This is a genomic window from Streptomyces sp. NPDC111516 (assembly GCF_055635345.1).
This window is the reverse complement of record NZ_JBVKBV010000001.1, coordinates 769,297-789,567: the sequence shown is the minus strand read 5'-3', so window position 1 is coordinate 789,567 and position 20,271 is coordinate 769,297. Positions and strand designations below refer to the sequence as shown.

The 20,271-nt window shown below is 69.7% G+C and carries 18 protein-coding genes and 2 pseudogenes; 14 read left to right on the top strand and 6 right to left on the bottom strand.

The features are described from left to right. Positions 1 to 2 precede the first annotated feature (2 nt). A pseudogene (locus ACZ7L9_RS03765) lies at positions 3 to 524 on the bottom strand (SDR family NAD(P)-dependent oxidoreductase); the annotation flags it as partial. A gap of 155 nt (positions 525 to 679) precedes the next feature. Here ACZ7L9_RS03765 and ACZ7L9_RS03760 point away from each other — a divergent pair. The 6 genes and pseudogenes from ACZ7L9_RS03760 (at position 680) to ACZ7L9_RS03735 (ending at position 6,702) form a co-directional block, all read left to right on the top strand. Continuing rightward, the gene (locus ACZ7L9_RS03760; protein ID WP_471412217.1) at positions 680 to 1,759 is read left to right on the top strand and encodes a tyrosine-type recombinase/integrase; all 1,080 of its coding nucleotides are present in this window, start codon (positions 680 to 682) and stop codon (positions 1,757 to 1,759) included. Continuing rightward, positions 1,756 to 2,082 carry a helix-turn-helix domain-containing protein gene (locus ACZ7L9_RS03755; protein ID WP_471412215.1) on the top strand — a complete coding sequence of 109 codons (327 nt, stop codon included), beginning with the start codon at positions 1,756 to 1,758 and terminating at the stop codon, positions 2,080 to 2,082. Before ACZ7L9_RS03760 ends, ACZ7L9_RS03755 begins: the two co-directional genes overlap by 4 nt. Next, positions 2,082 to 3,245, top strand: coding sequence for a hypothetical protein (locus ACZ7L9_RS03750; protein WP_471412213.1), 1,164 nt, complete (start codon positions 2,082 to 2,084; stop codon positions 3,243 to 3,245). The genes ACZ7L9_RS03755 and ACZ7L9_RS03750 overlap by 1 nt, the downstream gene beginning before the upstream one ends. Positions 3,246 to 3,858: 613 nt before the next feature. Next, entirely contained in the window at positions 3,859 to 5,661 is a 1,803-nt protein-coding gene (gene ltrA / locus ACZ7L9_RS03745) for a group II intron reverse transcriptase/maturase (RefSeq protein ID WP_471412211.1), read from the top strand. A 73-nt stretch (positions 5,662 to 5,734) separates the two neighbouring features. Beyond that, positions 5,735 to 6,190: pseudogene (locus tag ACZ7L9_RS03740) on the top strand (IS30 family transposase); the annotation flags it as partial. Between the two features lie 116 nt (positions 6,191 to 6,306). Then, the gene (locus ACZ7L9_RS03735; RefSeq protein WP_471412210.1) at positions 6,307 to 6,702 is read left to right on the top strand and encodes a hypothetical protein; all 396 of its coding nucleotides are present in this window, start codon (positions 6,307 to 6,309) and stop codon (positions 6,700 to 6,702) included. 56 nt (positions 6,703 to 6,758) lie between these two features. Here ACZ7L9_RS03735 and ACZ7L9_RS03730 read toward each other — a convergent pair whose 3' ends face one another. Then, positions 6,759 to 7,655, bottom strand: a complete 897-nt coding sequence (locus tag ACZ7L9_RS03730; protein ID WP_471412209.1) for a hypothetical protein — start codon at positions 7,653 to 7,655, stop codon at positions 6,759 to 6,761. A gap of 212 nt (positions 7,656 to 7,867) precedes the next feature. Here ACZ7L9_RS03730 and ACZ7L9_RS03725 point away from each other — a divergent pair, with 212 nt between their 5' ends. The 3 genes from ACZ7L9_RS03725 (at position 7,868) to ACZ7L9_RS03715 (ending at position 10,582) form a co-directional block, all read left to right on the top strand. After that, positions 7,868 to 8,620: a hypothetical protein gene (locus ACZ7L9_RS03725; protein WP_471412807.1), complete on the top strand. Its 753-nt coding sequence runs from the start codon at positions 7,868 to 7,870 to the stop codon at positions 8,618 to 8,620. Positions 8,621 to 8,838: 218 nt separating this feature from the next. Further along, positions 8,839 to 9,693, top strand: coding sequence for a hypothetical protein (locus tag ACZ7L9_RS03720; protein WP_471412207.1), 855 nt, complete (start codon positions 8,839 to 8,841; stop codon positions 9,691 to 9,693). A 100-nt stretch (positions 9,694 to 9,793) separates the two neighbouring features. Continuing rightward, the gene (locus tag ACZ7L9_RS03715) at positions 9,794 to 10,582 is read left to right on the top strand and encodes a sulfite exporter TauE/SafE family protein (RefSeq protein WP_471412206.1); all 789 of its coding nucleotides are present in this window, start codon (positions 9,794 to 9,796) and stop codon (positions 10,580 to 10,582) included. A 25-nt stretch (positions 10,583 to 10,607) separates the two neighbouring features. Here the strand turns inward: ACZ7L9_RS03715 and ACZ7L9_RS03710 are convergent, their stop codons facing one another. From ACZ7L9_RS03710 to ACZ7L9_RS03700, 3 genes are all read right to left on the bottom strand, one after another. Further along, complete coding sequence (locus ACZ7L9_RS03710) at positions 10,608 to 11,189, bottom strand: class F sortase (protein ID WP_471412770.1); 582 nt, start codon at positions 11,187 to 11,189, stop codon at positions 10,608 to 10,610. 165 nt (positions 11,190 to 11,354) lie between these two features. After that, positions 11,355 to 12,044 carry a hypothetical protein gene (locus tag ACZ7L9_RS03705; protein ID WP_471412204.1) on the bottom strand — a complete coding sequence of 230 codons (690 nt, stop codon included), beginning with the start codon at positions 12,042 to 12,044 and terminating at the stop codon, positions 11,355 to 11,357. 424 nt (positions 12,045 to 12,468) lie between these two features. After that, positions 12,469 to 13,269: an aminotransferase class IV family protein gene (locus ACZ7L9_RS03700; RefSeq protein WP_471412202.1), complete on the bottom strand. Its 801-nt coding sequence runs from the start codon at positions 13,267 to 13,269 to the stop codon at positions 12,469 to 12,471. An 87-nt stretch (positions 13,270 to 13,356) separates the two neighbouring features. Between ACZ7L9_RS03700 and ACZ7L9_RS03695 the strand changes: the two genes are divergently transcribed. Both ACZ7L9_RS03695 and cutA read left to right on the top strand, forming a co-directional pair. Further along, positions 13,357 to 13,974, top strand: coding sequence for an NADPH-dependent FMN reductase (locus ACZ7L9_RS03695; RefSeq protein ID WP_471412201.1), 618 nt, complete (start codon positions 13,357 to 13,359; stop codon positions 13,972 to 13,974). A gap of 84 nt (positions 13,975 to 14,058) precedes the next feature. Beyond that, positions 14,059 to 14,400, top strand: coding sequence for a divalent-cation tolerance protein CutA (gene cutA, locus ACZ7L9_RS03690; RefSeq protein ID WP_471412199.1), 342 nt, complete (start codon positions 14,059 to 14,061; stop codon positions 14,398 to 14,400). 42 nt (positions 14,401 to 14,442) lie between these two features. Here the strand turns inward: cutA and ACZ7L9_RS03685 are convergent, their stop codons facing one another. Next, complete coding sequence (locus tag ACZ7L9_RS03685) at positions 14,443 to 15,156, bottom strand: SanA/YdcF family protein (RefSeq protein ID WP_471412197.1); 714 nt, start codon at positions 15,154 to 15,156, stop codon at positions 14,443 to 14,445. A 265-nt stretch (positions 15,157 to 15,421) separates the two neighbouring features. Here ACZ7L9_RS03685 and ACZ7L9_RS03680 point away from each other — a divergent pair, with 265 nt between their 5' ends. From ACZ7L9_RS03680 to dnaG, 3 genes are all read left to right on the top strand, one after another. After that, the gene (locus tag ACZ7L9_RS03680) at positions 15,422 to 16,783 is read left to right on the top strand and encodes a deoxyguanosinetriphosphate triphosphohydrolase (protein ID WP_471412195.1); all 1,362 of its coding nucleotides are present in this window, start codon (positions 15,422 to 15,424) and stop codon (positions 16,781 to 16,783) included. Positions 16,784 to 16,972: 189 nt separating this feature from the next. Next, complete coding sequence (locus ACZ7L9_RS03675) at positions 16,973 to 18,232, top strand: NAD(P)/FAD-dependent oxidoreductase (protein ID WP_471412194.1); 1,260 nt, start codon at positions 16,973 to 16,975, stop codon at positions 18,230 to 18,232. A gap of 85 nt (positions 18,233 to 18,317) precedes the next feature. Then, a complete protein-coding gene (gene dnaG, locus ACZ7L9_RS03670) occupies positions 18,318 to 20,225 on the top strand; it encodes a DNA primase (protein WP_471412192.1) in 1,908 nt (635 codons plus the stop codon). The last annotated feature ends 46 nt before the right edge of the window (positions 20,226 to 20,271 follow it).

Below are 20,271 nucleotides of genomic sequence, written 5' to 3'. Positions count from 1 at the left end.
GGTCACCCGACAGGCTCTGAGGCCGTGAGCACCGGATACGTCACCCCTGTGAGCTGCTCGGACGCCACCCAGAGCCGCTCGCTCGCCATATCGTTCAGCGTCCAGCCCGCCCGCCAGGACGGGGCCGGCGCACCGCGCCGGCCCAGCAGCCTCGGGCCGGTGAACGAGTCGGGACCCACGCCGGGCGCGGTGGCCGCGTACAGGGTGGGCAGCGCACCGGACGACGCGGGCTGCGCGACGAGCCGGTTGCCGAGCCGGAACGCCAGGTCCGCCGCTTTGCGGTTCTCCATCCGGACGCCCGCCGTCTGCAGATTGGTCGCCGCGTAACCAGGGTGCGCCGCGGCGGCCACCACATCGCAACCGGCGGACGAGAGGCGCCGCGCCAACTCGTGGACGAAGAGCAGATTGGCGGTCTTCGAGCGGCCGTAGGCGATCCAACGGCGGTAGTTCCGCTCGCTGTTGAGATCTCCCATATCAATGTTGGACAGGGCGTGCATACCGCTGGAGTGTGCGACATCCCGTGAGTTCTTCTGAGCCTCGCCGAGTCTCTGGCCTCGCGGCCAGGAGGTTCTTCCTCCTTCAGGTGCTCTGTGACCTTGTGACGTAACTTCGGGTTTCTTGAAGCGTTCTCACCTCGTCCGACCGATCCGCAGTCGGGCCGAAGGCGAGGAGGCTCGGGTTGGCGGCGCTGGCAGTCGTACGGGACCTGCGTGAGCACTGGGCACCCGCGTCGGCGGAGGAGCTGGAGCGGTTCGAGACCGACGTACTGTCCGGGTTCGTCCTTGCGCGGGCCTCGGCTGGCCTGGCGGACGGAACGATCCGTGGGGACGTCGGGCACCTGGACCAGATCAGGTCCTGGTTCGGCCGGCCCCTGTGGGACATGGAGCCCGCTGACGCGGACGCGTACTTCGGGAAGGTGCTGCGGAACTCGCCCAGCGGCACCCGGCTGGCCCGGTCGCAGGCGCTGACGACGTACTTCATGTTCCTGGAGCTGCGGCACAAGGTCGAGCTCCACCGGATGACCGGCCGGGTCGTCGAGTGCCCGGTCGACGAGATGAACCGGCCGCGTGGGGCCAAGGACGCCCAGCTGCGGATCCCGCCGAGCGAGCCGGAGGTCGGGACGCTGTTCACCGGCTGGGGCGGCGAGCTGGCGACGTGCCGCAAGTTCGCCCCTACCGCCAGGAACTACACCGCCTCGAAGCTGATGTCCCAGGTCGGCCTGCGGGTGAGCGAGGCATGCAAGCTCGACCTGGCCGACATCAAGTGGGACTTGGGCCGCTTCGGTAAACTCCACGTCCGCCATGGCAAGGGCGCCCGCGGATCGGGGCCGCGTGAGCGGATGGTGCCGCTGATCAACGGCGCCGACCGGACGCTTCGATGGTTCATCGAGGACGTCTGGGGCCAGTTCGACGACGACCACACACGCCCTGGTGCCCCGCTATTTCCCTCCGAGCGCAAGAGCGCCGATGGCTCCTCCCGCCGGGTGGGCGACGACGCTCTGCGCAGCGGGCTCAAGGACGCGGCCAAAGCGCACCTGCCGGGGTGGGGCGAGAGACTGACGCCGCACGTCCTGCGGCACTTTTGTGCGTCCCAACTCTACGGAAACGGGCTTGACTTGCTCGCAATCCAGGAGGTTTTGGGGCACTCCTGGATCGCCACGACCATGCGATACATCCACGTCCAGCAGACCCGGGTTGAAGATGCCTGGGCCGCTGGGACGGAACGGGCCGCGAAGCGGCTGGAAGGACTGGTCCGATGAGGTGGAACCTACGGCTGACCGCCGCGAACAGGGGCGTCTGGAAAGCCTCCGAGCTCCAGCGGAGCCTGGCCGAGCACGGCCTGGTGATCTCGGCCGGGAAAATGTCCGGACTGTGGTCCGGCCAGCCCGTCTCACTCAAGCTGGAGGACCTGGACGTCATCTGCGTCGCCCTCGGCTGCGGGATCAGCGATCTGCTGATCCCCGAGCCGGAGAAAGTCCGGCGCCCCGGCGAGGAGACCGGCCAGCAGGCCGCCGTTGCGGCTGGTCCGGCCCCGGTGGTGGTGCCGCGTCGCCGCGACGGCCGGTCTCTGCCACCGATGTGATGGCCTACGTTCTGCCGGCGGGCAAGTGCAAACCGCCAGCCAGTTGCCCGACCTGCTTCGGCTGGGGCGTGCTGCCCGGCCGTGCCTGCGGCGCATGCGAGAGTTTCCGCCGCAACGAGGAGCCTGCCGAATGCAGCGGCTGCCGGCGAACAGTGCGGTTGAAGAAGGGGTACTGCCGTCTGTGCTGGCATCAGGCAAGCCAGGACGCCAGGGGGCAAGTCACTGTACTCGAACCCTACTTGGAGAAGATTCAGCATCATCAACTGTTTTTCACCAACCTCCATCGTCTGCGTCAGCCCGGCCCTCCCAGAGGTAAGCAGGGACGACGTCGGGGTCGCCCGCGCCACCCCGACCCAGCCCCCGCCCACCGGCCGGTGGGCGGCTGGCTCCAGCCACCGCTGTTCGAGGCGCGCCGAGATTTCACCCGGTTCAATCGCCAGGAACATGCCCGGCTCGACAACCCGTGGCTGGCCTGGGCCCGGCATACCGCACATCGACTCGGTGAAGCGCACGGCTGGCCTCGCGGTGTCCGCCTCGACGTCGGCCGAGCCCTGGTCATCGTGCTGTCCGGCCATGTCAGCGGAGAAGTCGTGCGGCACTCTGAGATCTTCCCGGCCCTGCGATCCCGCGGGCTCAGCGTTCAACGCACAGTGGAAGTACTCGCCGACATCGGCGTCTTCCACGACGACCGGACGCCGTCGTTCGAGCAGTGGCTGGAGCGCAAGCTCGAAGGCATCGCCCCCGGAATCCGCCGCGACGTGGAGCACTGGGCCCGCCTCCTGCACGACGGTGGCCCCAGGTCCCAGCCCCGCGACGAGGCCACGGTCTGGGGCTACCTCAACCGGATCCGTCCCGTCCTGCTGGAGTGGTCTGCCCCCTACGGCCATCTGCGCGAGGTGACGCGCGACGACGTCCTCACCCAGCTCGATGCCCTCCACGGCAGCCAGCGACGGCACACGCTCATCGTGCTGCGGTCGCTGTTCGGCCGAGCGAAGAAGAGCGGCACCATCTTCAAGAATCCGACCAGCCGCATCCGCGTCGGCCAGCACGAGTACGGCAGTCGAGGACCGCAAGGTCCCCGGCCACTGGGAGGGCGACCGTGCGACACGAAGCCGCACGAATTTGAGTGGACTGACCGATTGGAGGGGCGGCTGATGCCGTAGGTGCAGTCACGGGTCCGTGTCCGTATGGCCCGTCCCCGCCTCTGACGTGCGATGCCGGTAACGGCGTGGTGCGGAGCTCAGGGGGAAGCCCAAGGGCTCCTGTTCCATCCGGGAGTTACCGGCAAGGGGAAGACCGGACGGGTGAAGACAAGTGAACTCCCGATGATGCCTCGTGATCCCAAGCCCCGCCGATGGAAGGTTGCAGTGGGGTGCAAGGCTGGCCGTTGAGAAGCGGCAGGCGCTGGCCGGCAGAGGTCACTCTGGCCAGGTGGACACCGCCGCCTCGGGGTAAAGGGAGCACCCACCCCGGTCGTATCTCATTCGTGTGGAACGTGAAAACCCCGTTGGGGTCCGGGCCTTCGTGGCCCGGTCGGCCGACCGTGAGGAAGGCTCAACTCCCCAGCGGGAACAGGATGGCCCAAGAAGCCAATGCCGGAAGCCGAAAGGAAACGGGAAATCGGGGCAGCATGACCGGCCTCTCCGCCGGTCGCCCCGCATAACCGTCCGGATACGGGTGCACTGCCCGGACCCGAAAGGGTGCTGACGTGGGCCAGGTGAGCCTGTGCGGACTCACTGGACAAAGACGACGGAACCGAGGGACAAGTTGGACGCCATGACGGACACGGACGGAGTGGCCTTGGCCGTTCCGGCCGCTGCCGCGACGGTGAACGGACCCGAGGACGAAGACCTGGACTGGGCGTCGATCGACTGGCGCCGGGTCGAGGAGGACGTACGGCGTCTGCGGCAGAGGATCTTCACGGCGTCGCAGGCAGGGGACCTGAAGAAGGTCCGCAACTTGCAGAAGCTGATGCTCCGTTCCCGGTCCAACACGCTCCTGAGCGTGCGGCGGGTCACGGAGATCAACGCGGGACGCGCGACGGCGGGAGTCGACGGGAAGGTGGTGCTGATGTCCCCGTCCAAGGCCATGTTGGCCGACTGGGTTCAGCACCGCGCCCGGCCGTGGATCCCCAAGCCCGTCAAGCGGGTGTTCATCCCCAAACCGGGGACCACGAAGAAGCGCGGGCTCGGGATTCCCGTGATCGTCGACCGGTGCCTGCAAGCCGTGGCACTGGGCGCACTGGAACCCGAGTGGGAGGCGCGGTTCGAGCCGAAGTCGTACGGCTTCCGGCCCGGCCGTGGCTGTCACGACGCGATAGGGGCCATCTATTCCACGCTCAACGGGAAGAACCCGCAGCGTGTCTGGGTGCTCGACGCGGACCTGACGGCGGCGTTCGACCGTATCGACCACGACCGGCTCATGGCCGCGCTCGGCACCTTCCCCGCCCGGGGACTGGTCCGGCAATGGCTCAAGGCCGGAGCCGTGGACCGAGGCCGGTTCGCCCCGACCGAGGCCGGAACTCCGCAAGGCGGAGTGATCAGCCCACTGCTCTTCAACGTGGCCCTGCATGGAATGGAGGAAGCCGCAGGCGTCCGCTACTACACAACCGGCCGAGACGCTGGAAGCGCGCAGAGCGGGAGCCCGGTGCTGGTGAGATACGCAGACGATTTTGTCGCGATGTGCACCAGTCGTGAGCAGGCCGAACAGGTCAAGGAACGGCTGGCTGCATGGCTGACGCCCAGGGGGCTCGCCTTCCACGAGGACAAGACACGCATCGTCCACGCGGAGAGCGGGTTCGACTTCCTGGGGTTCAACGTCCGCCGCTATCACGGCAAGTTGCTGATCAAGCCGAGTACAGCGGCGCAACGACGGATCCGGGAACGGCTGAGTGCCGAGATGCTGGCCCTGCGAGGGGCAAACGCTGGTGCGGTGCTCAAGAAGATCAACCCGATCGTTCGGGGCTGGTCTGCCTACTACCGGACGGTGGTGTCCAGCGAGGTGTTCACCGCGCTGGACAATCACATGTGGAAGCTCGCTTACAAGTGGGCAAAACACAGCCACCCGAACAAGCCGAAGCACTGGATATCCGACAAGTACTTCGGCCGGTTCAACAAGGCCAGGAGGGACCGGTGGGTGTTCGGCGACCGCGTCAGCGGCGCCTATCTGCTCAAGTTCTCCTGGACGAAAATCGTCCGGCACCAGTTGGTCAAGGGCAGGGCGTCCCCGGACGACCCGGCGCTGGAGTCGTACTGGGCCGAGCGGCGTCGCAAAGGGCCGCCCCCGCCGGTCGACGGTATGACCGTGCGCCTGCTTCAGGCGCAACAGGGTCGCTGCCCGATCTGCGGAGGGCTCCTGCTGCACGCCGATCACCCGCCGCGAAGCCCGCAGGAATGGGAAGCGTGGCGGGCCGTCCTCAGGAAGGCGATCTCCAAGCAGTACGTCGCCTTCCCAGGAGGGGCCTCACCGGGCGATCAACGAATCCGTCTCCTTCACACCCACTGTCAACGGCGGAATGGAGCCGCCGATCCGACAAGCCCCGCACCTTCTCCTGACCGCGAGCCCTTGGGGCTTGCTTGAGCCGTGTGCGGCGAACAGCTGCTTGCACGGTTCTGAGGGGGCGGGGGCGCAGCAATGCGTCCCCGCTACCCGACTCGTGATGGGCACCCGGCCCTCGGCCGTTGCAACGCTCGTCGAGCGCACCAGCCGCTACACGGCCATCGTTGCGCTGCCCGACGGCATCAAGGCTGAGCAGGTCACTCCACACCTCACCAGGAGTCTCCTCGACATCCCGCCCCAGCTACGACGAACACTCACCTGGGACAGGGGCCGGGAGATAGCCGAGCACCAGGCCATCACCGCCGAGACCGGGATGCCGATCTACCTCTGCAAGCCGCGCAGCCCGTGGCAGCGCGGCACCAACGAGAACACCAACCGGCTGCTACGGCAGTACCTCCCCAAGGGAGCGGACCTCCGCACGTTCAGCCAGGCCGACCTGGACGCCATCGCCCACGAGCTCAACCACCGGCCCCGCAAGACCCACGGGTTCCGCACTCCGGCGGAGGTCTACGCTGACCTTCTGAACAGCGGTGATGCGCTGACCGCTTGAGCTCGCCTTCGTTTGCTGACAGGCGACGCCATGGCTGTTCCGGCTGATCGTCAGGTATCCGACGACAGCGAAGATTGATTCATTGCCAACGAAGTTTGACTGCAAGGCGAGGGTTGATGAGCCGCCGTATATCCCAAGGTGTCCTGGTCGTCGGGTCGATCGGCGTTCTGATCAACATCGTGGACGCGATCGGGACGGGGCATCTGGAGCCGCACCATGCCTTCGCCGCGCTGGTAGCGCTCGGTGCGGGTGGTGAACTGCTCAAAGAGCGGCGGCCCAGGGCCGCGAAGGCGCTGTATGCCTCGGCGTCGGTGCTGCTGGTGGTTGCCGGATCCGTCGCGGGGTACAGGGCGTGGGCCTCGCTCTTCAGGGGCGCGACCTATGACTGGCTCGACCTCGCACTCGGGGTTCTGGTCGTGCTCTACGTTGCCGTCGGCGTGGGCCAGCTGCTCGCGCACCTGTCCCGCAGAGCATCGAAGTCTCGTAGAAATGCCGACATGCTCAGCGAGTAGCACCGACACCGGTCAAACTTCGGTGGCAATGGATCAATCTTCACTGTCACAGGTCATCAGGCTTGCACCGTGGGTGCGGATGACGATCTCGCTTCGCCGTCACTGGCCGGCTTGGAGTGGATCTTGCGGAGCCGTCGGCGGCCTGTTTCGGCGAGCGTTTCCGCGGCGCGGGCTGCGGCCTTGACCTTCTCGGTGGCGGACGGCTCGGCCGCCCACCGCGCGAGCGCGGCTGCCTTGCGGATGTCGCGCTCGACGACGGCTGTCGGATCTTCGGACCTGCCCAGGGCTTCCCGGTACTCCTGGCCCAGGGAGACGAGTAGATCGCGGAGGTCGGCGGGGAGATCGGGTGGGATACCCAACTTGCCGAGTCGGCCCGCGTTCGGCGGGGTCCCCTCGTGCCCCGGGCGGTGCACCTGCCGGGAGCCGACCTCCTGGCCGTCGCGGAACGACCAGGCGTCCGATGGTGTCCGCGGTTGCGTGACGCTAATCCGCGCGGCCAGGTCATCACCAAGGACGAACATGCCCTTGGCGTGGAGGCGGTGCACCGAGTCCCGGGAAGGCGCCAGTTCGGTCTTGGTGGCGGCCCTCGACTCGACGGACGCCACGAAGTTCTTCAGCGGCGTCGGGGCTGCCCGGCCGTCGCGCCGGCGCACGGGGATGTTGAGGGCCGAGATGTACTCATCGACACGCAGGGCCGCTTCAGGGATCTCGCCTCCGTAGAACGGAGCCAGTTCGTGGAGCTTCAACACCGCGGCGGGTCTTGCCGCGCCGTCCAGGCCGAACAGTCCCCACGACTCGGGGACGTCCGGGTTCATGCCGGTCGGGAGGAAGAACCACGACCGGTACAGCGCACCGGGTGGCCGCAGCTGCCTCAGGGGGAGGACCCGCGCCTCCCGCAGGTCAAGAAGTCCTCTGCCCATCGGCATCCTCTTCGCGGGCTTGCGGCTCGCCACGGGCGTTCTCCCCTACAGGCGTCGGGCGCGGACACAGGGACTAACGCGCCCGGGGAGGCGGCGAACTGCATCGAGCGGGTGAAATCCCCGGACGCCGCCGAGCAGGGCCACGGTTGGGCGACAGGTAAGGAGCGGCCTGATCGGGCCACCCGCGTCCACCGGGGTTGACGGCGTGCTGTCCTGACAGGCCCGGCGGTGGGACACTGCGGCGCGTGTCTGGGTTCGCGAGAGATCCGAAGTTCTACGGCGATCGGCTGGTGTACGAGCCGCTGGAGCGGAAGTGGGCCGGGTATCACGCCCGGCACTGCGGGTGCGGACAGGACTGGCTCGAAGCCCATGCCATCCCGGCAGGGTTCACGGTGATCCCCCGGGGCAGGACCGGCTACTACGGGCTCGTCGGTCCCGGCCTGACCGAGGGCGTCGACGAGGAGAAGCTGACGGCGGACGCCCTGTGGGAGGCCGTGACCGGCAAGCCCGGTACCCAGACCTGGTACGAGAGCGTGCACATCACCTGCCGCAGCCCGGAGTCGGAGGCGGCCCGCAAGGCGGAGAACGAACGGATCTACGCTCCGCGGCGCGCTCGCGCCGAGAAGGCGAAGATAGAGCCGGCCACAGCCGCGCAGGTGAAGTATCTGACCACGCTCGCGGACAAGGTCGGCAAGGAGCGGTTCGATGCAGAGTTCGCCAAGGTGATCAAGGGCAGCGACATCGAGCCGCGCGCCCCCCCGTCAGCGTTGCGCGACGGCCGCGAAGCGGCTGACCAAGGCGAGGGCCCGCAAGCTCATCACCGCCCTGGTCGGCCACCCCTAGCCCTGCCCGCCCCCGTCGTCGTCCTCGTCCAGCCCCGGCGCGTCTGGATCGCGCAACGGGCGGACCATGCCGAGTGTGCCGAGCTAGTCCTCCATCCCGTCGTGGTACGCCTGGTGGATGGTGCCGCGCCTGTCGTGGCACACGTCCCGGGGTGACATCGCGTAGGCCCAAGCCCGCTTCTTCGGCCCATGACCGGAGGGGCACGGGGCAAAGGTGCCAGGGTCCTTTGGGACCTGGTCAGCTCGCCGGTCTCCGGCAGCGCGCCAGCGCACGAGTTCCTTCACCGTCGTCGTCTTGGACGACCACCTCCGCCGTGCGCTGCTCATCGTGCGCGCCGGGTCATGGGGCCGTGCCGCGCCGAAATGAGTGAGCTGTGCCGAAGAACCAGAAGAACCGCCGCCGCAAGAGCCACGCCCAGCGGGACCGCGCCCGCACGCGGAAGAACGCCACCGGCGCCTCCTACACCTCCGCCCAGTCGGGCACCGCACACCGTCACCAGGGGCCCGCGATCGACCCTGTCGACGGTGCCGGGTTCGGCGTCGACCGGCAGGCGGACATGCGTACCGCGTCCGCGCTGATCGGCGCGTGCATCGAGCAGTGCAAGCCCTGCCAGGCCAGCCTCGCGGACAAGGTCCTGAGCGGCGACCGGCTCGTCATCGCCAGCCTCGCCGGCAGCATCTACGCCCTGCTGCCCTCTCCGGGATTCGTGTGCTCCCCCACCACCGAGCGCTTCCACCCGGTGGCCCGGGAGAGCGGACTCAGCGGTGACGGCAGCGAGGTCCTCGCGATGGTGGAGGCCCTGAGCGCGGAGGGCCTGGAGTCTCTGCTGGAGGACACCCTGGACATGTGGGCGGCCGCCGCGCCGCCGCGCCCGGAGGCCGAAGGGTCCGCGCCGACCGAAGACGCGGAGGCCGGACCCGGACAGGACGCTGATGAGCTGCGCCGCTACACCGGGGCGGGCGCCACCGCCTACCTGATGGGCGCGGGCGCCGACCAGCTGCTGAGCGCGGAGGAGATGGCGGGGCTGCCGCTGCACGCGGAGAAGTCAGCGGCCGCGGGCGACCCGGTGGTGTGCTTCCTGTGTGACGTGGCGATCGACGTCACCGCCGAACCCGAGGTCCACATCGGGTTGAGTACCCGCACCCTGTCCGTCGGCGGCAGGGCACTCGATGCGGTGCAGCCGGTATGGACGCACCCGGAATGCGGGCGGGCGCGGATCTGGGCGTGATCGGCCCGGCCCGGCTTCGCGGCCGTCGGGCCGGCCCGGCTGCCCGAGGGCGGCGGGACCGGTTGGACGGGGCACGTATCGCGTCCTTAGGGTCGCGATCATGCCTGACATAGCACTCACCACACTGGTCATCCTCTGCCTCGCGGCAGCCGCGGCGGGCTGGATCGACGCGGTGGTCGGCGGCGGTGGACTGCTCCTGCTGCCCGCCCTGTTGCTGGGACTGCCCCATGTCCCGGCCGCGCAGGTACTCGGCACCAACAAGGCGGTCGCGATCGTCGGTACGACGGGCGCCGCCGTGACCTATGCACGCAAGGCGCCGGTCAAGGTCGGGACGGCCCTGCGGATCGGGCTCGCGGCGCTGGCCGGATCGATGGCCGGGGCGTTCTTCGCCGCCGGGATCAGCAGCGAGGTGCTGCGCCCGGTGATCATGGTCGTGCTGCTGGCGGTGGCGGCGTTCGTGATGCTGCGTCCCTCGTTCGGCAAGACGGTGGACGACGGTACGCGGCACCAGGTCACCCGGGCCCGCACCGTCACCGCGATCGTGCTCGTCGGCGGCGGGATCGGCTTCTACGACGGGCTGTTCGGCCCCGGCACCGGAACGTTCCTCGTCCTGGCGCTGACCGCGGTGCTCCACCTCGATCTGGTGACGGCGTCGGCCACCGCCAAGATCGTCAACGTCTGCACCAACGCCGGGGCGCTGGCCATGTTCGCGTACCAGGGCAGCGTGTTGTGGCAACTGGCCGCGCTGATGGCGGTCTTCAACCTGGCGGGCGGGCTGATCGGGGCGCGGATGGCGCTCAGGAAGGGCAGCGAGTTCGTCCGCGGCGTCCTGCTGGTCGTGGTGTTCTCACTGGTCGCGAAGCTGGGGTTCGACCAGTGGACGGCGTGAACGACGCGCTCCGGGCGTGCCGGGTTCACCGCACTGCGGTGAGGTGCGCGTACGCCACCACATTGCCCTGGTAACCCGTGGCCTTCGAAAAACCGCCGCCGCAGGTGATCAGCCGCAGCGAGGCGTAGGGGGAGGCTCCGTACACCCGCTCGTCCGGGAAGTCGTCGCTCTCGTAGACCTCGATCCCGTCGAGGGAGAAGACGGCGGTATGTCCGTCCTGGCGGACCACCTCGACCGTGCTGCCCTTCTGCAGGGTGCCCAGGTCGTAGAAGACCGACCGGCCCTGCGCGTTGTCGACATGGCCGGCGACGATCGCGCTGCCCTTGGAGCCCGGGGGAGTGCCGTCCCGGTACCAGCCGACGACGTTACGGTCCCCGGCCGGCGGCACGTCGAGACTGCCGTCGGCCCCGAGCCCCAGCCGCATCATCGGGGCGTCCACCCGGATGCTCGGGATCCGGATGCGCACGGGCGCCGAGGGCTTCAGCGGTTCGGCGAGGGGAGACCCCGGCTGCGGCTCGGGGCCCGCGGCGAAGGCCTGCGCGGTGGTCGGCTGGGGCGGGACCAGCTGGGTGCCGGCGCCGTGCCGGATCAGCCAGACACCGGCCATCGCCGCGATGACCAGCAGCCAGCCCTTGGCCTTCTGGGACACGGTCGTCCTCCGGGTGACGAAACGCGGACGGGAGGGGTACGGGGACGGGAGCAGTCCCGTCCCGGTGGTCGCGCGGCCACCGGGACGGGAACCTGGCGGTACGGAGACGTGAATCCGTCTCCGTCAGCCGGCTTCCTGCGTGCCGCTCGCCCGGCGACGCAGGAGCCAGGCTCCGCCGACGGCGGCCGCGGCGAGTACGCCGGCGCCCGCCGCGATCTGGGAGGTGTCGGACCGGACACTGCCGCCGACGCCTGTTTTGACGTGCCCGCTGGGGCCGGTGGACACGGATGAGTCGTCACGTCCGGACGACGAGTTGTCGCGCCCGGATGAGTTGTCGCGTCCGGATGACGAGTTGTCGTGCCCGGATGAGTTGTCGCGCCCGGACGAGTTGTCGCGCCCGGATGAGTTGTCGCGCCCCGATGATGAGTTGTCGCGTCCGGACGAGCTGTTGTGCCTGCCCGAGCCCTGGTCCTCGGACGGGTTCCGGTTCCCGCTCCCGCGCTCGTTCGAGCCCTCGTCCCTGGATGGGGTGTTGAGCCCGGAGAAGGCGTTGAGCCCGCCGACGGAGTCGAGCAGTGAGGGGACATTGAGGCCGAGGGGGGTGTCGCGCCCGGACCCGGGCGGGTTGTCCCCGTTGTCCTCGTCGCCGCCCTGCGCATCCGGGCCGCCGTTGGTTCGTGGCGCGGCCGCCGAGCCGACCCGCAGCGTGCCGGAATCCCCCGCGTACGCGGGGGACCCGGCGGCGAAGAGGCCGAGCGTGGCTATGGTGACCGCGGAAACGGCGGTACCGGTCACTAGGCGGGCAGGACGCATGGGGGTTCCTCCGGCAATGGCGCGAGTAGGTGTGTCCTGACCACGAGCTAACGGGCCGGCCACCGCCCATGCCTGCTGACACCAAGTCAGCTTTCACTCGAACGGCCCGGCGCGGCATCCTTGCCAAGATGCATGTGTGCAGGTCACAGCCGTGATCGAAGTGGGCGTGACCGGCCTCTCGTCGTCCGGTGCCGATCGGGTGACGTCATCGCGGAGGAAAGTGGCGCACATCACATGCATGACTTTGTGGAGGTTGGGCACACGCCTGACACCCCCCACGGGACGGTGCACCGGGCCGCCCCCGGCCGCCGCCCCCACCGGCCCCATCCCCCCTGGTTCCGGTGGGGGCGGTTGCGTGCCGGACGCCCTGCGACACGGCGTTTCTCGGGACCGTGCGGCGTTCTCGGGCGGGGGCATCAGGCTCTCAGATCGTGTCCCACGGCGTGCTGTCATAGGCCTGCCCGATGCGCTTCATCAGTTCCTCGTCCACCGTGAACTCGGTGTCGTCGATCCGCCGGACCGGCGCGATGCCCTGCGAGTTGGTGAGGAACGCCGAACGGTACCCGGCCAGCCCGTCCAGCGTCACCGGACGCCGTACGGACTCCAGCCCCGCGCCGGGCAAATGCTGTTCCAGCAGCGCCATGGTGATGCCGAGCAGGGAAGGGGCGGCGGGCCAGACGACCGAAGTGCCGTCCCAGAAGCCGACGTTGGTGATCGCCCCCTCCGTCACCGCGCCGTCCGGCAGGGTCAGCAGAGCCTCGTCGAAACCCGCGCGTGCGGCGAGCCGCGCGTAGTACGTCGGGCCGAACTCGCCGGGACGCTTGATGTGCGGCACGGTCCGGGCGAACGGGACGGACATCAGGCCGTGCGGCTCGGTGGACTTCCGCGCCGGCCCGCGCACCGTGACCATGACGGTCGTCTCCGTATCGCCCGGCGGCAGAAAGCCGTACACCCGGGTCGAGGCGTCCGTTACCCCAGCACTGTCCAGGGCGTGCCGGATCAGCTCGCGGATCCGTTCCCCGTCCAGTGCGTGTTCGAACAGCTCCTGGTTCGCCGAGTCCAGCCGGGCCAGATGCAGGGCGAGGCCGCGCACCTTTCCGTCCCTGACCTGCATGGCCGTGAAATGGCCGTAGTCGAGGAAGGCGGGAATCCGCAGATCCGCCTCGGTGGCCGGGTGCCCGTTGAACTCGGCGTACGGGAAGGGCGCGGGCGGGGGCGTCGTCATGCGGCCCACCGTATGCCGCGACGGGCGATGACGGCCCCGGCGGACCGGGCTTGACCTCAACCATGGTTGACATATGAACCTCGCCGCATGGACCTCACCACAGCACCCGCAGCCACTACTGCCTCCGCCGCGCCCCTGAAGGTCGCGGTCATCCTCGCCAGCAATCGCGAGGGACGGTTCGCCCCCGTCGTCTCCGGCTGGTTCCTCTCGCGCACCGCCGGTCACGCCGGCATCGAGACCGATCTGATCGACATCGCGGAACTCGACCTCCCGAGCGCCCTCTCCCACCGGCCCGACGCCGAAGCGCTGGCCCGACTGGCGGCCGTGTCGCCCAGGCTGGCGGCGGCCGAGGCCTTCGTCGTCGTCACCCCCGAGTACAACCACTCCTACCCGGCGCCGCTGAAGAACCTCATCGACTGGCATCACGCCGAGTGGCAGGCCAAACCCGTCGCCTTCGTCTCGTACGGCGGAGTCTCCGGCGGCCTGCGCGCCGTCGAGCACCTCAGGCAGGTCTTCGCGGAGCTGCACACCGTCGGCATCCGCGAAACCGTGTCGTTCCACAACGCGGGCGCCCTGTTCGACGGCGAGGGCAGGCACCGTGACCCCTCGGGCTGCGACGCGGCGGCCAAGTCCCTGCTCGACCAGCTGGTCTGGTGGGGACGCGCGCTGCGCGACGCCAAGGCCGTCCGTCCGTACGGCGTCTGACACCGGGCACTGCGCCGCGCCGCGATGCCCCCGACAATCGAAGGACCTCCAGTGACCCAGTGACCGACACCGAGGAGCCCGAAGGTGACGACGCCGCCGGCATGGCTGACCGTACTGACCACGACCGACAGCGAGGAGAAGGCCCACTCCCTGGCGCAGGGCGCGGTGGAGGCGCGACTCGCCGCCTGCGTACAGATCTCCGCGCCCGTCACCTCGGTCTACCGTTGGCAGAACGCCATCGAGACCACCGAGGAGTGGCAACTGCTGTTCAAGACGACGGCCGAGCGGTACGACGAACTGGAGGCCCATCTCCTGGCGGCGCACGACTACGAAACACCCGAGGTCATCGCGGTCCCGGTGGTAAGGGGCAACGCCCGCTACCTCGACTGGGTCTCGGCCGAGACCGCCCCGGTCACCCCTCTTTAGAGGGGCTCACAGAACCGGCACCCGCCCCGGGCGCATCCACCCTCAACGCTCGTCCGCCGCCAGGGCCTCCCCGATCCCGGGCTCCTCGGGGCCCAGGAAGTGCGGGTCCGGCTTGAACACGGCGTCCAGCGCCGCCTTCCCCGCCGCGAACACCTCCCGCGTCCCGCCGTAGTACCAGGTCGCATCGTGTACGGCGTCGACTCCGACGCCGTACGCGTCGATCCCCGCGGTCCGGCACAGTGCGATCGCCCGCCGGATGTGGAACCCCTGGCTCACCAGCACCGCGCGGTCGACCCCGAAGATCTTCTTCGCCCGGACGCACGAGTCCCAGGTGTCGAACCCGGCGAAGTCGCTCACGATCCGCTTGTCCGGCACGCCCTGCGCCCTGAGATACGTACGCATGGCGTCCGGTTCGTCGTACTCCTTGCGGCTGTTGTCACCGGTCACGAGCACGACCTTCACCTTCCCGTCCCGGTACAGCTCGGCGGCGGTCTTGAGCCGGTTCGCGAGATACGGCGACGGCCTGCCCTTCCAGAGCCCGGCCCCGAACACCACGGCGACCTGCTGCGCGGGCGCGTCCGCGGTCGTCCTGACCCGGGCGTCGGCGACGGAGTACGTCCAGGTCGCGGGCGCCAGCGCCACCACGCAGGCGACCATCACCCCCTGCACGGCCCGCCGCTGCCCGCGCCGCGTCCGCGGCCACCGCGGCCGAAACCGCCCGAGCCGCCTCAGCCGTCCCGGCTGCTTCTCCCGCATGGGTGTCCCCCCTGTTCCTGCCCCGTCCACGCTGTTCCACATGATCGGACGACCAACGGGGAGAAAGGGTTCTCCTTCTCCTGATTTCATTGAATTCGTTACCGTTTCCGATCGCTCCGTTTCGACGCGACTCCTCCGGTGAGCAGCCGTCACTCCCGCGCAACGGTGCGGCAACCTCGCCCCTGCACCCTTGGTGCGCGCCCCGGCCGATCGGCGCGCATCCGCCTGAGCCGTCCTGTCGGTCCGGCCGTTTACTGTCGGAACCATGGACGGTACGCAGGAATCCCAGTGCACCCATGGCACCCGGTGCACCCATGGCACTCAGGACCATGGCACTCAGGACCACGGCACGGCCCCCTACCGCGCCGCCGACGCCGAGCGCTGGGACACCGAGCCGGACAAACGGCCCGGGCGTACCGCGTTCCAGCGTGACCGGGCCCGGGTCCTGCACTCCGCCGCACTACGCCGGCTCGCCGGGAAGACCCAGGTCGTCACCCCCGGCACCCGCAGCCACGTCTGGGACGCCAGCCCGCGGACCCGGCTCACCCACTCCCTGGAATGCGCCCAGGTCGGCCGCGAGCTCGGGGCGGCGCTCGGCTGCGACCCCGATCTGGTCGAGACGGCCTGCCTGGCCCACGACCTGGGCCACCCGCCGTTCGGACACAACGGGGAGCAGGCGCTCAACGACTTCGCGTCGGACTGCGGAGGCTTCGAGGGGAACGCCCAGTCGCTGCGCCTGCTGACCCGGCTCGAACCGAAGCGGTTCGTGCCCGACACCCGCACCGGCGAGCTGGTCAGCGTCGGACTCAACCTGACCCGTGCCGCTCTGGACGCCGCCACCAAGTACCCGTGGCCGCGCGGCGGGCACCCCACCGATCCCGACTCGCCGAAATTCGGGGTGTACGAGGACGACCTGCCCGTCTTCGAGTGGGCCCGGCACGGCGCCCCGAAGGACCGTAAGTGCTTCGAGGCCCAGGTCATGGACTGGTCCGACGATGTCGCGTACTCGGTGCACGACTTCGAGGACGGGCTGCACGCCGGGCACATCGACCCCGACTGTCTCTATGCCGAGCCCGAGCGGAACGCGATCTGGGCGGTCGCCATCGGCCGCTACGTCCCGGCGGACACCGACCCCGCCGAGCTGGCCGACGCCCTGGACCGGCTCATCGCCCAGGACTGGTGGCCGCACGGCTACGACGGATCCGCCGTGGCCCAGGCCCGGCTGAAGGATGCCACGAGCCAGTTGATCGGCCGGTTCTGCCTCGCGGCCGAGACCGGCACCCGGCAGACGTACGGGACGGGCCGACTGATCCGGTACGCGGCCGAGCTCGTCGTCCCCCGCGAGGCACGCAACGAGTGCGCCGTCCTCAAGGCGGTCGCCGACCGGTACGTCATGCAGCGCGCCGAGCAGGAGGCGATCCGCGCGGACCAGCGGATCGTCATCGCGGAACTGGCCGCCGCGCTGACCGCACGCGCCCCGGAGGGGCTGGAGCCGCAGTTCCGGGCACTGTTCGACGCCGCCTCCGGGGACAGGGCCCGCAAGCGGGTCCTCGTCGACCAGATCGCCGCCCTGACCGACGCCTCGGCGCGTTCCCTGCACGCGTCCTTCACGGCACGCCGCCGCTGACCGCAGCTCCCGACCGCGAGGCCGGATCACGACCGCGTACGCCCGGCGGTCACCGCCCACGGCCTCATCCGCGTGCCTGCCCGTGACCACTGGGTGTGACCTGATCGGTGTACACCCTCTTTCGCCATCACGCTGCGTGCGGGACGCTCGCAGTCGGGCCCCGCGCAGCAAGCACCGAGGAGGCATCACGTGGTCGACGCACATCGGACGTTCGTCATCGTCGGCGGAGGACTGGCAGGAGCGAAGGCGGCCGAGACGCTCCGGGCGGAGGGTTTCAGCGGCCGGGTGATCCTTCTCGGCGATGAACGCGACCATCCGTACGAACGGCCGCCGCTCTCCAAGGGCTATCTGTCCGGCAAGGAGGAACGGGACAGCGTCTTCGTCCACGAGACGGCCTGGTACGCGGGCGCCGACATCGAGCTCCATCTGGGCCAGCCCGTCACCGTCCTCGACCGGGAGGGCCGCTCCGTACAGCTCGGCGACGGCACCGTCGTCCACTACGACAAGCTGCTGCTCGCCACCGGGGCCGAGCCGCGCCGCCTCCCCATTCCGGGTACGGACCTGGCCGGTGTCCACCATCTGCGCCGCCTCGCCCACGCCGACCGGCTGCGCAACGTGCTGACCTCCCTCGGCCGCGACAACGGCCATCTGGTGATCGCCGGGGCCGGCTGGATCGGTCTGGAGGTCGCGGCGGCCGCGCGCGAGTACGGCGCCGAAGTCACCGTTGTCGAACCGGAGCCGACCCCGTTGCACCACGTCGTCGGCCCCGAACTGGGCCAGATCTTCACCGATCTGCACAGCGACCACGGTGTCCGCTTCCACTTCGGTGTCCGCCTCACCGAGATCATCGGCCAGGACGGCCTCGTCCTCGCGGTCCGCACCGACGACGGCGAGGAGTACCCCGCCCACGACGTGCTCGCCGCGATCGGTGCCGCCCCCCGCACCGGTCTCGCCGAAGCCGCGGGGCTCGCCATGGCCGCACGCAAGGACGGCGGCGGCATCGCCGTCGACGCCTCGCTGCGCACCTGTGACCCGCACATCTTCGCCGCCGGGGACGTCGCCAACGTGGCCCATCCGCTGCTCGGCGCCCGGCTGCGCGTGGAGCACTGGGCGAACGCGCTGAACAGCGGCCCGGCCGCGGCCCGCGCCATGCTCGGCCAGGAGGTCAGCTACGACCGGGTGCCGTACTTCTTCTCCGACCAGTACGACCTCGGCCTCGAATACTCGGGCTGGGCGCCGCCGGGCAGTTACGACCAGGTGGTCATCCGCGGCGACGCGGGGAAGCGCGAGTTCATCGCCTTCTGGCTGAAGGACCGCAAGGTGCTGGCCGGGATGAACGTCAACGTGTGGGAGGTCACCGACGCCGTGCAGGAGCTGGTCCGGTCCGGTCGGCAGATCGACCCCGACGCACTGGCGGACCCGTCGGTACCACTGACCTCCCTGACCTGAACGGAGCCGGGCCGCGCCCCGCCGGGTTCCACGGATCACATCGGCGCGCGGCACGGCTGTCGTACCCCACCCGTAGACTTCACCCGTGGCAGGCAGGATCAATGACGACGATGTGAAGGCGGTACGGGACGCGGTCCCGATCGACGCCGTCGTTTCCGAGTATCTCCAGCTGCGCAACGCGGGCGGTGGCAACCTCAAAGGCCTCTGCCCGTTCCACGACGAGAAGTCCCCCTCCTTCCAGGTCAGCCCGAGCAAGGGTCTCTTCCACTGCTTCGGCTGCCAGGAGGGCGGCGACACGATCGCCTTCGTGATGAAGATCGACCATCTCTCGTTCTCCGAGACGGTCGAGCGGCTCGCCGCCAAGGCGGGCATCACCCTGCGGTACGAGGAGGGCGGGTACAACCCCTCCCACCAGCGCGGTGAGCGTATCCGACTGGTCGAGGCGCACAAGGTGGCCGCCCGGTTCTACGTGGAGCAACTGGACAGCCCCGAGGCCGAGATCGGCCGGAAGTTCCTTGCCGAGCGCGGCTTCGACCAGGCGGCGGCCGGCCATTTCGGCGTCGGCTACAGCCCCGCGGGCTGGGACCACCTCACCCGCTATCTGCGCGGTAAGGGCTTCAGCGACAAGGAGCTGATCGCCTCCGGCCTCTCCCAGGACGGCAGGCGCGGCCCGATCGACCGCTTCCGCGGCCGGCTGATGTGGCCGATCAGCGACACCTCCGGCGAGGTCGTCGGCTTCGGCGCCCGCAAACTGCGCGACGACGACAACGGGCCGAAGTACCTCAACACCCCCGAGACCGCGATCTACAAGAAGTCCCAGGTGCTCTACGGCATCGACCTGGCGAAGAAGGACATCGCGAAGGCCAGCCGGGCCGTGGTCGTCGAGGGCTACACCGACGTGATGGCCTGCCATCTCGCCGGGGTCACCACCGCCATCGCCACCTGCGGTACGGCCTTCGGCGGCGACCACATCAAGATCCTGCGCCGCCTCCTGATGGACAACGGCAGCGCCCGGGTGATCTTCACCTTCGACGGTGACGCGGCCGGGCAGAAGGCCGCGCTGCGCGCTTTCGAGGACGACCAGAAGTTCGCCGCCGAAACGTACATCGCGATCGCCCCGGACAACATGGACCCGTGCGATCTGCGCCTGGCCAAGGGCGACGAGGCCGTCCGCGATCTGGTCGAACCCCGCACCCCGCTCTTCGAGTTCGCGCTCCGCCAGATCGTCGGCCGGTACGACCTGGAGACCCCGGCGGGCCGCGCCGCCGCGCTCGACGAGGCGGCGCCCGTCGTCGCCAAGATCAAGACGGGCAGTGTGCAGCGCGAGGTCGCCGTCCAGCTGGCCGGCTTCGTCGGCATCCTGGACCAGGAGTACGTCGTGCACCGGGTCAACCAGCTCGCCCAGTGGGCCCGCGGGCGGGGCGACCGGCGAGGACCGCAGCCGGCCTCTTCCCGCCCCGGCGCCGGGCCCCAGCAGGTCCAGGCCCCCGCCGCCCCCTCCGGCCCCGCGCTCAACCTCCGCAGCCCGGCACACCGCACCGAGCGCGAGCTGCTCAAGCTCGCCCTGCAGCGGCCCGCCCTGGTCTCCCCGGCCTTCGACGCCTACGGGGTGGACGAGTTCACCGCCCCGCCGTATGCCGCGGTCCGCCAGTGCATCGCGGAGGCGGGCGGCGCAGAGCTGGGCGTCCCCGACACCCGCGAGTACCTCGTCCAGGTGCTCGACGCGACCCCCGACGACACGGTGCGCAAACTGGTCACCGAGTTGGCGGTCGAGGTCTTCCACGGCAAGTCCATCGACGAGGCGTACGCAGGCGAGCATCTGGTCAAGGTCCGCCTGCGCGCCGTCGACCGCCGGATCAACGACGTCCAGGGCAGCCTCGCCCGTCTCGGCAGCAATGTGGCCCCGGACCATCTGGCAGCCGCGCAGAACGAGGTCTGGGTCCTCCAGCAGTACGCCCAGTCCCTGCGCAACAGCGGCGCCGACGCGCTCTGAAGCGAGGCCCTCGGCCGCCCGCTGTGCTGTCCTGGATCGCCGGACC

What these genes read in the sequence shown, in the direction of transcription:
- ACZ7L9_RS03685 (WP_471412197.1), bottom strand. Translation starts at nt 15,156, where the DNA reads ATGCGGGAGAAGCAGCCGGGACGGCTGAGGCGGCTCGGGCGGTTTCGG.
- ACZ7L9_RS03750 (WP_471412213.1), top strand. Translation starts at nt 2,082, where the DNA reads ATGGCCTACGTTCTGCCGGCGGGCAAGTGCAAACCGCCAGCCAGTTGC.
- ACZ7L9_RS03710 (WP_471412770.1), bottom strand. Translation starts at nt 11,189, where the DNA reads ATGGCCGGTGTCTGGCTGATCCGGCACGGCGCCGGCACCCAGCTGGTC.
- ACZ7L9_RS03735 (WP_471412210.1), top strand. Translation starts at nt 6,307, where the DNA reads ATGAGCCGCCGTATATCCCAAGGTGTCCTGGTCGTCGGGTCGATCGGC.
- ACZ7L9_RS03715 (WP_471412206.1), top strand. Translation starts at nt 9,794, where the DNA reads ATGCCTGACATAGCACTCACCACACTGGTCATCCTCTGCCTCGCGGCA.
- ACZ7L9_RS03755 (WP_471412215.1), top strand. Translation starts at nt 1,756, where the DNA reads ATGAGGTGGAACCTACGGCTGACCGCCGCGAACAGGGGCGTCTGGAAA.
- ACZ7L9_RS03680 (WP_471412195.1), top strand. Translation starts at nt 15,422, where the DNA reads ATGGACGGTACGCAGGAATCCCAGTGCACCCATGGCACCCGGTGCACC.
- ACZ7L9_RS03695 (WP_471412201.1), top strand. Translation starts at nt 13,357, where the DNA reads ATGGACCTCACCACAGCACCCGCAGCCACTACTGCCTCCGCCGCGCCC.
- ltrA (WP_471412211.1), top strand. Translation starts at nt 3,859, where the DNA reads ATGACGGACACGGACGGAGTGGCCTTGGCCGTTCCGGCCGCTGCCGCG.
- ACZ7L9_RS03705 (WP_471412204.1), bottom strand. Translation starts at nt 12,044, where the DNA reads ATGCGTCCTGCCCGCCTAGTGACCGGTACCGCCGTTTCCGCGGTCACC.
- ACZ7L9_RS03700 (WP_471412202.1), bottom strand. Translation starts at nt 13,269, where the DNA reads ATGACGACGCCCCCGCCCGCGCCCTTCCCGTACGCCGAGTTCAACGGG.